This window comes from Pseudogemmobacter sp. TB195 (assembly GCF_058313095.1).
Genome location: NZ_JBZEGG010000013.1, coordinates 32505 through 44540, shown reverse-complemented (window position 1 = coordinate 44540; position 12036 = coordinate 32505). Strand labels below are relative to the sequence as shown.

10 protein-coding genes are annotated in these 12036 nt (G+C 64.2%); 7 read left to right on the top strand and 3 right to left on the bottom strand.

The genetic code is table 11. The features are described 5' to 3' along the window. Positions 1-37 precede the first annotated feature (37 nt). Positions 38-1081: a zinc ABC transporter substrate-binding protein gene (locus AC4FS3_RS14340; protein ID WP_491021137.1), complete on the bottom strand. Its 1044-nt coding sequence runs from the start codon at positions 1079-1081 to the stop codon at positions 38-40. 69 nt (positions 1082-1150) lie between these two features. Here AC4FS3_RS14340 and AC4FS3_RS14335 point away from each other — a divergent pair, with 69 nt between their 5' ends. From AC4FS3_RS14335 to AC4FS3_RS14315, 5 genes are all read left to right on the top strand, one after another. Next, the gene (locus AC4FS3_RS14335) at positions 1151-1669 is read left to right on the top strand and encodes a transcriptional repressor (RefSeq protein WP_283178397.1); all 519 of its coding nucleotides are present in this window, start codon (positions 1151-1153) and stop codon (positions 1667-1669) included. Further along, a complete protein-coding gene (locus tag AC4FS3_RS14330; protein WP_491021136.1) occupies positions 1666-2457 on the top strand; it encodes an ATP-binding cassette domain-containing protein in 792 nt (263 codons plus the stop codon). The genes AC4FS3_RS14335 and AC4FS3_RS14330 overlap by 4 nt, the downstream gene beginning before the upstream one ends. After that, entirely contained in the window at positions 2450-3265 is an 816-nt protein-coding gene (locus AC4FS3_RS14325) for a metal ABC transporter permease (RefSeq protein WP_491021230.1), read from the top strand. Before AC4FS3_RS14330 ends, AC4FS3_RS14325 begins: the two co-directional genes overlap by 8 nt. A 237-nt stretch (positions 3266-3502) precedes the next feature. Beyond that, positions 3503-3907, top strand: a complete 405-nt coding sequence (locus AC4FS3_RS14320; protein WP_491021135.1) for a hypothetical protein — start codon at positions 3503-3505, stop codon at positions 3905-3907. 45 nt (positions 3908-3952) lie between these two features. Next, positions 3953-6454 carry a GcvT family protein gene (locus AC4FS3_RS14315; protein WP_491021134.1) on the top strand — a complete coding sequence of 834 codons (2502 nt, stop codon included), beginning with the start codon at positions 3953-3955 and terminating at the stop codon, positions 6452-6454. A 152-nt stretch (positions 6455-6606) separates the two neighbouring features. Here AC4FS3_RS14315 and AC4FS3_RS14310 read toward each other — a convergent pair whose 3' ends face one another. Both AC4FS3_RS14310 and AC4FS3_RS14305 read right to left on the bottom strand, forming a co-directional pair. Then, on the bottom strand, positions 6607-7416 hold the full coding sequence (locus AC4FS3_RS14310) for a glycoside hydrolase family 25 protein (RefSeq protein ID WP_491021229.1): 810 nt from the start codon (positions 7414-7416) through the stop codon (positions 6607-6609). Between the two features lie 66 nt (positions 7417-7482). Further along, a complete protein-coding gene (locus AC4FS3_RS14305) occupies positions 7483-8562 on the bottom strand; it encodes an NAD(P)/FAD-dependent oxidoreductase (protein WP_491021133.1) in 1080 nt (359 codons plus the stop codon). Positions 8563-8860: 298 nt separating this feature from the next. Here AC4FS3_RS14305 and AC4FS3_RS14300 point away from each other — a divergent pair, with 298 nt between their 5' ends. Next, positions 8861-10468 carry a hypothetical protein gene (locus AC4FS3_RS14300; protein WP_491021132.1) on the top strand — a complete coding sequence of 536 codons (1608 nt, stop codon included), beginning with the start codon at positions 8861-8863 and terminating at the stop codon, positions 10466-10468. 354 nt (positions 10469-10822) lie between these two features. After that, positions 10823-11965, top strand: a complete 1143-nt coding sequence (locus AC4FS3_RS14295) for a benzoate/H(+) symporter BenE family transporter (RefSeq protein WP_491021131.1) — start codon at positions 10823-10825, stop codon at positions 11963-11965. Positions 11966-12036 lie beyond the last annotated feature (71 nt).

Here is a 12036-nt window from a genome sequence, read left to right as displayed (position 1 = left end):
GCTGCACCCGGGGGCACGCCACATTCAGAGCCTCTGATCAGGGTTGCGCGACGGGGCCTGCCGACAGGCACTCGGCGAGATGCCGGGCGGTCGATGTCAGCAGCAGCGTATAAAGGTCCGGCCCCGGGTCCATCGCGGTCCCCACGGGGTCAAGCGCGGCGCCGATCCGGACACCGGTGTTTTCAGCCACCCGTTCCGCCAGGACCGGGTCCTGTCCGGCCTCGGGGAAAAGGCAGACCACCGCTCCGGCGGCGACTTTCGCGCGCAGTTCGGTGAGATGTTTCGCGCCTGGCGTGCTGGCATCCCCCGGCGAAATTGCGCCGGCAGAGCTGAGCCCGTAATGCGCGGTGAAATAGCCCCAGGCGTCGTGAAAGCTTACGAAAGGCTGGTCTTTGACCGGGGCGAGCAGCGCCTGCGCCTCGGTATCGGCGGCAGTGATTTTCTCTGCGGCAGCGGCGGCATTGGCCTGATAGGCGACTGCGTTCTCCGGATCCAGCCGGCCCAGTTCTGCCGCGATCACCCCGAGCCAGAGCCGGCCATTTGCGGGATCGAGCCAGGCATGCGGGTCGGTTCCCTCATGGGAGTGATCATGGCCATGGTCGTGACCGTCGTCCGCGGCCTCGCCATGGTCATGTCCGTCTTCTTGGCTGTGCTCATGATCGTGGCCGTGGTCGTGATCATGCCCCTCTGCATCGCCGTCTGTGCCATAGTCCTGCAGATGCGTGCCCTTTGCCGCGAGGAGGCCGAGCACCGCCGCGCCGGACGGCCGCAGCGCGAGCGGCTGTTCAATCCAGGGCGTCAGCTCCGGCCCGATCAGCACCACCAGATCCGCCGCCGAGAGCGCGCGCGCCTGGGAGGGGCGGAGCTGGAAATGATGTTCAGACGCGCCGGGTTCCAGCAGAAGATCGGGCTGGCCGAGATCCCCCATCACCGCTGCGACCAGCGCATGGACCGGCGGGATATCGGTCACCACTTTCGGCACTTCGGCAAAGGCGGCGGTGGCAAAGGCCGCAGGAAGGAGAGCGGCGCTGCCAAGCAGGATGGCGGCGCTGGAAAGGGTGTTCGATATGATATAACGCATGAGACAGGTCTTCCGCTTGAGAGGCGCATGATCTATGTATGTAATACCATAACACGTCAAGGGGCCAATATGGCGCATGATCACGCATCAGATTGTCCGGCCTGCCAGGAGCCGGCTGCGGCCTTTGCCCGCCATGATCATGCCCATTGCGCCCAGGATGTGCTGGAACGCGCCGATGGGCTGGTTGCCCTCAGCGGTGCGCGGCTGACGCCGGTGCGGCGGCGGGTTCTGGAGATCCTGCTTGAGGAACATCGCGCCATGGGGGCCTATGATGTGCTCAAGCGTCTCGCGGCCGAGGGCTATGGCAACCAGCCGCCGGTGGCGTACCGGGCGCTGGAATTCCTTGTTGAACAAGGGCTTGCCCATCGGGTGCGGCGTCTGAACGCATTTACCGCCTGTATGCATCCCGGGGAGGCCCATGCGCCCGCTTTCCTGATTTGCCGCCTCTGCAACACGGTGGCCGAGGCCCCGGCAGCGACGGTGCGCGAGGCGCTGGACTCTGCGGCCGGCCTTCTTGGCTTTCGCGTTGAACGCTCGACCGTCGAGGCGCTCGGCCTTTGCCCCAGCTGTCAGGAGCAGGCGGCGTGAACGCGGGCAGCCTGCTCAGCGCGACCGGTATCTGCATCCGTTTTGGCGGCGATGAGGTGCTGCATGACATTTCGCTTGGCGTCGAGCCTGGCGAGATCGTCACCATTCTTGGCCCGAACGGTTCGGGGAAATCGACGCTCCTGCGCGCGCTTCTTGGCATTCTGCCGCTGAGCAAGGGCAGTATCACCCGCGCGCCTGGGCTCCGGATCGGCTATGTGCCGCAGCGGCTGGTGATCGAGCGGACGATGCCGCTGAGCCTGCGCCGTTTTCTGTCGCTGCCCGCGCGTGTGACCGATGCGCGCGCCGCAGCCGCGCTGGCCCAGGTCGGGCTGGACGGCAAGGGGGGCTTGCAGATGGCCGCGCTGTCGGGCGGGCAGATGCAGCGGGCGCTGCTGGCTCGGGCGCTTCTGTCCAACCCGCAGCTCCTCATTCTCGATGAACCGACCCAGGGCCTGGATCAGCCGGGTGAGGCGGCGTTTTACCGGCTGATCGAGGAGGTGCGGGCCGGGACCGGTGCTGCTGTCCTGATGGTCAGCCATGATCTGCATGTCGTGATGGCGGCGAGCGACCGGGTGATCTGCCTCAACGGTCATATCTGTTGCCAGGGCACGCCGCAGGTGGTCTCGACCGCGCCGGAATATCGCGCGCTTTTCGGCATGGGCACCCATGGAGCACTGGCGCTCTATCGCCATGAACACGATCACGATCATAACGGGCCGCAGGATCATCACTGCGGCCATGATCACGACCATCACCACCACAATCACGGAAACGCCCCGCATGTTTGACGATCTGGTGACCCGCGCGACGCTTGCGGGGGCAGGGCTTTCGCTTGCGACCGGCCCGCTTGGCTGTTTCGTCATCTGGCGGCGCATGGCCTATTTCGGCGATGCGACCGCGCATGCGGCGATCCTTGGCGTGGCGCTGGCGCTGGCGGTGGATCTGCCGGTAAGCCTTGGCACCCTGGTCGTGGCGCTTGCGATGGCGGTGACGGTGGCGGCGCTGGCGGTCCGGGGCTGGGCGATGGATACGGTGCTGGGCGTGCTGTCGCATTCCGCGCTGGCCTTTGGCCTGGTGGCGGTCAGCTATTTCCCGACCGTGCGCAGCGATCTGTCGTCCTGGCTTTTCGGTGATATCCTCGCGGTTGGCTCTGGCGACCTGGCTTGGATATGGATCGGCGCGGGGCTTGTGGCGGCGCTGATCGCCTGGCGCTGGCAGGCGCTTCTGACCACGACGCTGAACGAGGATCTCGCCCATGCTTCGGGCCTTAACCCCGCGCGGGAACGGCTGGTGCTGGTCGTGGCGCTGGCGGTGGTGGTTGCGGTGGCGCTGAAGCTGGTGGGCGCGCTTTTGATTGCGGCCATGCTGATCATCCCGGCGGCCAGCGCGCGCTGGCTGGCGCGCGGACCCGAGGCGATGGCGGTGCTGGCGGTGGGCTTTGGCGTGGTCTCGGTCTTTCTGGGGCTGCAACTCTCGCTCTGGCAGGACACGCCGGCAGGGCCTTCTGTCATCGTCGCGGCGGCGGGGCTCTTCGCGCTGGCGGGGATAGTCCCGGGACTTCTGGCCCGGATCAGGCCCGCATCCCGGCAGGGCTGAGGCCGGCAGGCTTGCAGGAAAGCGCGGCATCTGGCTGAAAACTGCCGGGCCATTGCCCGAGACCTGTCCGATTTCTGAAGTCCCCCGGGGCCGGACGGCATGGTGCCCGACGGCTCTGCAGGTGTGCAATGCGTTCAGTGAATTTACGGGTCGGCATCATGCTGCCGGCGGTGGCCCTGACCGCCTGGCTGTGGGTCAGCTTTCAGAAGACCAATCAGGCCAGTCTGGAGGAGGGGCGTGATCAGGTCACCTTTGACCAATATGTCCGGCAGGGGCGTGACCGCACTGGCCGATATGTTCCCCGAGGCACCGGAGGGCTGGACCCGCCGGAATGTATCAGGGTCGGATGGCAAGGCGCTTTCCGTCAATGGGCTGGACACGCGCCGCCAGGCCTTGATGAAAGATGCCGCGACACGGTCCGGCGGGGCGTCGGAAAGAATGATCCTTTCAGGGCCGGCGGATCTATCACCGCCCGGGGGCGCCTATGTCATCGCGCCGCCTCCGCGCGCGCTTCGCAATCACGCGAGGCCTGCACCAGGCCCCCACAAGGGACGGCCCGCAGTCCCGCGAACTGCGCTGATGTCGCTTTTTGACGCTATGGGTCGTGCGGTGCAGCCCTGTCTTCTGCCGCTCTGGCAGTAATGATCCACGATATTCCGCCAAGATCATCCCGCCGGAGAAGCCCAGATGAAAACCCATGTCAAAGCCCTCGTCGTTGGCGGCGGTGCCGTTGGCACTTCGATTGCCTATCACCTGCAAAAGGCGGGCTGGGAGACGATGCTGGTCGAACGCGACGAGCTGACCTCCGGTTCGACCTGGCACGCGGCCGGCCTGCTGCCTTTGTTCAACATGGGCTATGCGACCACCCATATCCATAAATACTCGGTCGATTTCTATAAGCGGCTGGAGGCTGAAACCGGCCTTAATGCGGGCTTTTCCATCTGTGGCAACCTGCGTATGGCGCAGACCGATGACCGGATGGATGAATATATGCTCTATTCCTCGGTCGCCGAGACCGCAGGCGTCTACCATGAATTCCTGACACCTTCGCAGATGAAAGAGCGCTGGCCGCTCCTGCGGACCGATGATCTGAAAGGCGCGCTCTTCCACCCGCAGGACGGCTATATCAACCCCGCCGATGTGACCCAGGCCATGGCCAAGGGCGCGCGCCAGCTGGGCGTGACGATTGAGCGCAAGATCCAGGTCGACGGCTATCGCTGGACGGGTTCGGAATGGATCGTTTCGGTCACCCGTATGGCCGATGTCGGTGGCAACCTGGTGCCAACCGAAGAGAAGTTCGAGATCCATGCTGAACATGTCGTGACCGCGACCGGCAACCATTCGCAGCGCACCGCGAAACTGCTCGGCATCAAGATCCCCGCGATCCCGGTCGAACATCAGTTCATCGTGACCGAGCCCGACCCGGCGCTGGTCGCTTACCGCGCCGCCGGCAACCCCGAGCACCCGGTGCTGCGCGATGCCGATGCGAAATGGTATGTCCGCGAAGAACGCGGCGGCTGGATCCTTGGCCCCTATGAGCGCGGCGCACCCGCACGCTTCCCCTACGGCGTGCCCGACAGCTTCCGCGCCGATCTCTTCCCGCTGGATCTTGAGCGGATCGAGGCGGAATATATGTCGATGATCCATCGGCTGCCGTCTTCGGAAGTCGTTGGTCTGAAAGACGATTTCAACGGACCGATCTGCTATACGCCGGATGGTAACCCGCTGGTCGGCCCGGCGCCGGGCCTGCGCAATATGTGGCTGGCAGAGGGCTTCTCGTTTGGGATCACGGCGGCAGGCGGCACCGGCTATTACCTCGCCCAGATGATGGTCCAGGGCGAGGCCGAGATCGACATGGCGTCGCTTGATCCTAAGCGCTACGGGTCCTGGATGACCACCGAATATGCGGTGAAGAAGAATGAGGAATGCTATGAGCATGTCTTCATCCTTCACCACCCGGATGAGGAGCGCGAAGCGGCGCGCCCGCTGCGCACCGCGCCCGCCTATGACCGCCAGCTCGCGCTTGGCGCGCAGATGGGTCAGGTGAACGGCTGGGAACGCCCGAACTATTATGGCCCGGTCGATGCACCCGCTGATTTCGATCACAATTCCCGCAGCTTCCGTCGCGGCGCCTGGTGGGAATTCGCTGAACGCGAAGCGAGATCCGTGCGCGAAACCTGCGGCATCATCGATGCCTCGGCCTTCACCAAGCATCTCGTGCGGGGCCCGGGCGCAACCGCCTTCCTCGACCATTTCACCTGCAACAAACTGCCGAAAGTTGGTCGCATCAATCTGACCTATGCGCTGACCGAGGCCGGCACCACCCGCACCGAATATACCATCGTGCGTCTGGCCGAGGATGAATATTACCTGATCTCCGCCGGGGCCTGGACGGCCTATGACGCTGATTTTCTGCATAAAGCAGCCGAAGACTTCATCGCAGCCGGCGGCGGTCATATCGACATCCATGACATCACCACGCAATGGGGTGTCTTCGCACTGGCTGGCCCAACCTCGCGCGCTATCCTTAATGAGATCGTCAAAGACGCAAACCCGGACACTGTGCTTTCGAACAAGCGCTTCCCCTGGCTCTCCTGCCGCGATATCGAGCTCGGCATGTGCCCGATCCGCGCGATCCGGGTCGCCTATACCGGCGAGCTGGGCTGGGAACTGCATTACCCGATCGAATTCGGCCGCTATCTCTGGGATTTGCTGCTTGAGGCAGGCAAAAAACACGGCCTGACCCCGGTCGGCGCCCGCGCGCAAAACTGGCTGCGCCAGGAAAAGAGCTACCGCGCTTTCGGGACCGAGCTTGGCCGCGACGCCACGCCGCTCGAGGCGGATCTGCCGCGCTTTGTCGATCTGTCGAAAGAGTTCCGCGGCAAACAGGCGATGCTCGAGACAGGCATCCGTGCGAAATGCGTGACCGTACTGATCGACGGGCCGGCGGACACTGATCCATGGGGCAAGGAGGCGCTGCTTCTGAATGGCGAGAAAATCGGGCGCCTGACCTCGGGCGGCTGGTCGGTGGTCTTCGGCAAGCAGATCGGCATGGGTTATGTCCGCCCGGATCTGGCCGAGGTCGGCACGAAGCTGAAGGTGAAAATGCTGTTGAAAGAATGGGATGCGGTTGTGGTTGAAGACAGCCCGCATGACCCGGCCAATCTCCGCATCCGCGTCGACGGCTGAGCATTTGGACTGGTGTCCGGGGCTCTGCCCCGGGCCCCGGGATATTTTCAGACAGATGAAAACAAAAGCGCCGCCCTCTTTGCAAAGGGCGGCCTTTTCATCTGTCCTCAAATATCCGGGGGTGCGGGGGCTGGCCCCCGCCTTGCCCCACGTTACGGCGCGCGCGCGGCCAGCCAGGCGTTCCACTGCGAGGCATTGCCCTCATAGACATTGATGTCGACCTCACCCTTGATACCGGGGATCAATCCTGTCGAGGTATATTGCCAGAACAGCCAGTGATGTCCGGCATACAGGTCCTGCGGGTGTTTCGCGACCGCACGCAGCCAGAAATCGGCCCCGGTCACCTTCCACATCTGATTGTCTTCGAAAAAGTCGATCGAGGTATAGAGGATCGGTTTCTGCCCGTAATGCCGGGTCAGGATATCGATGAAGATGCGGGCATCCTCGCGGATCACCGAAGGATCGCGGCGGATGGTGCAGGTCGGCGAGAAGGGGGTCCATTCCATATCGAGGACCGGGGGCAAACCGCCTGCCACTTTCGGCACATGGCGGATGAACCAGCGCGCCTGTTCCTCTGCCGAACGGCAGTGGTAGAAGAAGTGATAGGCGCCACGCCGCACACCGGCGCGACCGGCACCGCGCCAGTGCTCTTCGAACATCGGATCGACCCGGTCGCCGCCTTCGGTTGCCTTGATGAAGGCGAAATTGACGCCATTGGCGCGCGCGGTCGCCCAGTCGACCTCAGTCTGGTAGCGCGCGACGTCTATCCCATGCACGGCATAGCCCTGAGGGGGTTTGCCGCCCCAGCCGGTGACCGGCTTTGCATCACCGAAATTCGGCGCGGTCACGACGTTTGACGCAATTGGGGCGGATGGCCGCGCGGCGGGTCGGTCTTGCGACCCGGTGCCACCACAGGCGGCGAGGGTCAGGCTCAGGGCGAGTGCGATCAGGATACGGGTCATGGCGCGGATCGTCGCCGATCCGGGCCGGGCTGTCACGGGGTCATTTTACCCTTGGGCGGGCCTTTCTTACGCAAAGCGTGCGGGGGCGAGCGCGGCGACCAGGCCGGGCGCAAGATCCGGTCTTTGCCCAAGGATCAGCGCGGCCGCGAGCTGGCTCGCCGCCGGGCAGGTCTGGAAGCCATAGCCGCCCTGGCCCGCCAGCCAGAAGAACCCCGCCTGCTTTGGCGCAAAGCCGATCACGGGCTGACGGTCGGGCGAAAAGGTCCGCAGCCCCGCCCAGCTTGCGAGGAGCCGCGTCACCGGCTCGGTCACGCAATCCTCATAACGCGCAAGGCCCTCGGCCAGCACCATATCATCGGCCCAGGCATCATGCGGGGCATCAACCGGGTCTTCTTCGGCCGGCGAAACAATCAGCGCGCCGGCATCGGGCTTCATATACCAGGTCTCTTTGGGGCCGAAGACCATCGGCCAGCGGGTCACATCCACCCCCGAAGGCGCCGGGATCCGCGCCATGGAACGGCGCAGCGGCCTGAAGCCGAGGGGCGCGATTCCCGCCAGTGTCGCGACCTCATCGACCCAGGCGCCGGCGGCATTGATCAGCACCTGCGCCTGCGCCTCGCCGCCCTGCCAGCTGACATGCCAGCCGCTGCGCTCGCGCCGGATAGCGGTCACCCGCGCTTTGACGCGGATCTGAGCCCCCGCCGCCCTGGCCTCACGGGCGAAATTCTGCAGGAGCAGGTCGGTGTCAATATCCTCTGCGGAGGTGGAATGCGCCGCGAGGGTGATGCGGCCCGGCCTCAGGATCGGCACCATTGGTCTCGCCTCATCCGGCGGGATCTGCGTCATTTCCATATCATGCGCTTCGGTTTTAAACGCATCTTCCTCGCCGGGGACTGCGACCATCAGAAGACCGCGCGGGGTTATTATATTCGCCGTTGCGCGGAAATGCGGCTCCGAGGCTTTCGACAGCGCGACCACCGCCGGCGGGCCGTAATTCGGCTCATAAAGCGCGGCCGAGCGGCCCGAGGCGTGATGCGCCAGCTGATCCTCGGCCTCAAGAAGCAGCACCCGCCCGGCCGGGGCCAGCCTGGCTGCAAGCGAGATCCCCGCGATCCCGCCGCCGATGATGATGAAATCCTGGTCCATGCGCTTCCTCCTCGTCCTGACCGGATAAGCCATTGTTTCACGAGCCTCGCAAGTGGTTCGGAGGTGCGCGGGCTGTGGCACAGGACGGGTGGCAATTAACCAGGTCTGCAAAGAGGAGTCACTGCTTTCAGCGGGGTGGGTTAATCTTTTGTTAATCTTTTGCGATTCGCAGAAGATCTGTGTTTTGAAGACCTGAATAGCCGGCCAGGGCGGTTGTTTCCCGCCAGTGTCGGTCCTGTCTGCCCTGTTTTGTCTTTTGTGCCCCGCTGTAACCCGTTCCGCTCCAGTTGTGAGTATCGTGCCAGTTCCGTCTGTCCTTCCCGCGCAATCTTCGCTGATTGTTCATCTTGGCCCGCATAAGACCGGATCCACGGCGATCCAGAATATGCTGTGGCAGAATACCGCGCTTTTGCTGTCAGCCGGGGTTTCGACCCTTGCCGGGCCGCTGCCATCGCAGGCCGGCAAGGCTCTGGCCGCCAAAGATTTCGATGCGGCCAGGGGGCTTCTGACCCGGCTTAACCATGAGATCGGCAAAAGCCAAAGCCCGGTCACCATCCTTTCGCAAGAGGATTTCGCCGGCGATCTGTTCGGCCGCACCAATACCACGCAGGTCTATCCGACACTGGTGAAAAACATCCGCATCATGTCGCGGATTTTTGCGCGCCACCGGCCGGTTTTCGTCTTTTTTTGCCGCGACGAAACGGAATGGCTGCGCAGCTGCTATGCTCAGCATCTGCGGTATCAGGCCAAATTCTCGCGCTTTGAGGATTTCTCGGCAGCGGTCAGGGATTTCCGCTGGGAAGATCTGACGGCAAAACTGGAAGAGACCTTTCCCGGGACAGTGTTCATTGAAGAGTATCGCCGCGCGCCGGACCATGGGGTGACGCGGCTTTTATCCTATGCCGGGTTCCAGGCGCTGCCACAGGGGTTTGACTGTTCGGCGATGGTGCAAAACCTGTCACTGCCCGCCGCAACGCTGGCGCGGCTGGAACGGCTCAACCGTTTTGCCGACAATTCCAAACTCCTGCCGGTTTATAAAGAGCGGCTGCTTGCGGCGGATCAGGCCGGGGCATGCGGGGGAGAGGACCCGGCCTGGCCGCCCGCGCCGCCGCCGGATGTGCCAGGGCTTTCCGCCCTTGCCCGCCGGGCGGCAGAGCGGGTGGGTGCCCCGGAGCAGGTCGCTGATATTCTGCCGGCTCCCGAGACTGACCTTGCCGCACTTGGCGCAGGAGAGATGCCCGCTGACGCCGAAATGCCCCAGGTCGGCCGCAGCGATATGCGCGACCAGGCCGATATTCTGCGTTATCACTTTCGTGGTCGCAGCGAACTGGCCTGGACGCTGGGACTGACGATCTCGTACCTGCGCCGCGACACCCAGCTGACCGACAAGGCCCGTGATCTCTTCCACCGCATCTGGCGTGAGGAGGGGAAGAATCTCGCGGCGGAACTCAGCACGCGCTGGCTGATCTCGAGCCTGCAGACCTTCCTCGATCATGGCCGGAACGAGGCGCAGCGCCTGATCGGCGGCATCGGCTATTTCTACGCCAATATGATGAAGATCTATGAGGGCGAGCGCGCTATTGAGGGGCTTGAGACCAATGCGGTCTATCCCGGCTCAGAGGCGCAAACAAAGAATGGCTTTCGCGGCATGGACCGCTACAGCCTTGGCGGCACGGATCTTTTGCTCAACACCAATGCGCTGGCGCTGAGCTATGCGGCGGCCGATCCGGTGGCGGGGCTGATCCTGGAAGAGCTGCTTTTGCGGGTCAAGCACAGCCATTCGGTCTTTTCGCGCAACGACCAGAGCCGGGCAGAGCTGGGCATCTCGCAGCCTGGTTTCGCCAATACCTGGACCTTTTTTGACGAGGTGGCGCCGCGCGCATGTCAGAGCGCGCGCGTGGGGTGACGGAGCTGGTGATGGACCTGTCCCTGGTCGGGGCCTGCCAGGCTGTGCGCCGGGACGACAGGCAAGGTGATCGCCCGGTGCCATAATCTCCTCTGACATTCAGGGATCATTGCCGGATGCAATGGTGCTTATCCGCGAAACCGCTGCACTTGATCAGCCTCTGGCCTTATATCGCCCTGGTTCTTGCAGGGGCGGCTGACGGGCCCGGCGGAGAGCCGGCTTGCTGCGAGGCGGGCCGATTGCTAACAACGACCCGATCCTGAACGGAAAGCGAGCCCCTCCGTGTCGTCTCTGCCCCTGTCCCCGCCGGTTTTAATCCTTGCAGCGTGTCGTCGCGCCGCGCGGGGCTGAGCGATGTTTCCCGCAGCCCTTGTCGCAGCGCTGATCGGCTTTGGATCCAGCATCGCAATCGTGCTTTCAGCTGCGGCTGCGGTGGGGGCGAGCCCGGCCCAGACCACGAGCTGGATCCTGGCGCTTTGTCTTGCAAAGGCGGCGGGTTCGGCCTTTCTGTCCTGGCGATACCGGGTACCGGCGGTGCTGGCCTGGTCGACGCCCGGCGCGGCGCTGATCGCAGCCAGTGCCGGCGTGAACATGGCCGAGGCGGCAGGCGCCTTTATCATCGCGGGCCTGCTGGTGGCGCTGACCGGGGTGATCGGGCCGCTGGGGCGGTTGATCCGGGCGATCCCGGACGGAATTGCGGGGGCGATGCTGGCCGGCGTTCTGCTGCCTTTTTCCATGGCAGGGGCAAGGGTTGCAGGTGAGAGCCCGGGTCTTGTGCTGCCGATGGTTGCGGTCTTTGCGCTGGTGCGGCTATTCAATGCGCCGATGGCGGTGCTGGCGGCCTTGCTCGCGGGGCTCGGTGCGACAGTCATCACCGGAGCGGCGGCCTGGCCGGATCTGACCTTCCACCTGCCGGGCCTTGTTCTTGTCGCCCCGGAATTCTCGCCCGGGGTGCTGATCGGCCTCGCGGTGCCGCTCTATCTGGTGAATATGGCCTCACAGAACCTGCCTGGGTTTGCGACGATGCGGGCGTCCGGATACGAGCCGCCGGTCTCGCCCGCGCTTGGGGTGACTGGCGGGCTCTCGGCGCTTGCCGGGCTGTTCGGGGCCCATAGCGTGACGATGGCAGCGATCACGGCTGCGATCTGTATGGGGCCGGATGTGCATTCAGATCCGGCGAGGCGCTGGAAGGTGGGGATAGTCTATGCGGCGATCTGGATCTGCCTCGGTCTGTTCAGCCCGATGATCCTGATGCTGCTCACAGCGCTGCCGGCCGCGGTGATGGTGACGCTGGTGGCGCTGGCGCTGCTCGGTCCTTTGACTGGTGCATTGGCAACCGCCTGCGCCGCACCGGATCAGCGTTTCTCGGCTACGCTGACCCTTGCAGTAAGTGCATCTGGCATGACAGCTTTCGGGATCGGAGCGGCGTTCTGGGGGCTTATGGCTGGCATTGCCATTTTCGGCCTCGAAAGACTGCACGCCGCCCGCCAGAGATGAGCGCCGATTTCTTCAAAGAAATCGGGCCGGAATTTTGGAAAATTCCGGCTGCGCCCGTGATGGGATGCCTG